The 1,564-nt window shown below is 62.5% G+C and carries 1 protein-coding gene; it reads left to right on the forward strand.

All coding sequences use genetic code 11. From position 1 onward, the window contains the following. Positions 1–58: 58 nt before the first annotated feature. Complete coding sequence (locus tag ACO2RV_RS25095; RefSeq protein WP_423296918.1) at positions 59–1,498, forward strand: IS1182 family transposase; 1,440 nt, start codon at positions 59–61, stop codon at positions 1,496–1,498. Positions 1,499–1,564: the final 66 nt, after the last annotated feature.

Below are 1,564 nucleotides of genomic sequence, written 5' to 3' on the forward strand. Positions count from 1 at the left end.
GAGGCTGTGTGAAAACCCTTGATTATGCTATGTTTAGGCACTGCTTCGGAGGTGCCAGATGGGACGTTTTATCGAGGCTGCCGACCGTCATCAGGCGAGCTTTCTGCCCGCTTGTTTGGAGGACTATGTCGATCCCGACAATCCGGTCCGCATCATCGATGCCTTTGTCGATGAACTCGATCTTGCCGAGCTCGGTTTTACCCGCGTCCAGCCGGCATCGACCGGCAGGCCCGGCTACGCGCCGGGCACGATGCTCAAGCTTTATGTCTATGGATACCTGCATCAGCTGACCTCGAGCCGGAAGCTGGAGCGCGAGGCGGGCCGCAACATCGAACTGATGTGGCTGACCGGCAAGCTGGCACCCGACTTCAAGACGATCGCGGACTTCCGCCATGACAATGCCAGCGCGATCCAGATCGCGTGCCAGCGCTTCGTCGCCATCTGTCGTGCACTGGGTCTTGTCGGTGGCGGCATGGTCGCAATCGACGGGTCACGCTTGCGCGCGGTGAACACGCACGAGAAGAACTACACCAAGGGCAAGCTGGCGCGCCGGAAGGCCCATGTCGAGGATAGCATCGCGCGCTATCTCGCCGAGCTTGAGGAAGCCGACAGTGCGGAAACCGGGCCGGCCACTCCCCGGATCCATCACCTGACCGAGCGACTGGCGTGGCTGCGTGGTCGGCTTCGCGAACTCGAGGAGATTGGCCAGCAGTTGGAAGCCTCCCCCGATGAGCAGGTGTCGCTCACCGATCCGGATGCCCGTGCCATGGCGACCGGGAGCGACCATCGCGGCGTAGTCGGCTACAACGTCCAGGCGGCCGTCGATACCAAGCATCATATCGTGGTCACCACCACGGTGACGAACCGCGGCCATGACCGGTCGCATCTGCTTGAGATGGCCACGGCTGCACAGGCCGAGATCGGCGCTACCGAGATGATCGTCCTTGCCGATCGTGGATACTATGAGGGCGAGCAGATCCGCGCCTGCGCCGAAGCTGGCATCATCCCGATGGTGCCCAAGCCAAATACCTCACCGGCTCAGGCGCGTGGTTTCTGGAGCAAGGCCATGTTCGTACATGAGCCTGAGACCGACACCTACCGCTGCCCAGTCGGCGCGCAGCTCCAGAAGCGCTTTGCCAGGGTGGAGGGCGGCAAGCTCATAAGCGTGTACTTCAACCAAAAGGCCTGTGGTGCCTGCGCATCCCGTGCGCTGTGCACGGCCGGCAAAGAGAAGCGCATCCGACGATGGGAGCACGAATCGGTGCTCGATGCCATGGAGCGCAGGCTTCAAGCAATGCCCGAAGCCATGGCGGTCCGCCGCTGCACGGTCGAGCACGTCTTCGGCACCATAAAAGGATGGATGGGCGCCACCCACTTCCGAACGCGCGGCCTCGAGAACGTCTCCACTGAAGCCAGCCTGGCGATCCTGGCCTACAACATCAAGCGCGTCATCGCCGTCGCCGGCGTTGCATCGACCCTCAGAGCGATAACCGGGTGAACGGAGCTGACGCGCGCCATGGCAACAACCTGCGCGACGAGCCAAAGTGAGTTCTCACACAGCCTC

The sequence above is a fragment of the Ancylobacter sp. VNQ12 genome, assembly GCF_049445835.1.
Lineage (GTDB): Bacteria > Pseudomonadota > Alphaproteobacteria > Rhizobiales > Xanthobacteraceae > Ancylobacter.

Coding starts and splice junctions, on each gene's coding strand:
- ACO2RV_RS25095 (WP_423296918.1), top strand. CDS start 59: ATGGGACGTTTTATCGAGGCTGCCGACCGTCATCAGGCGAGCTTTCTG.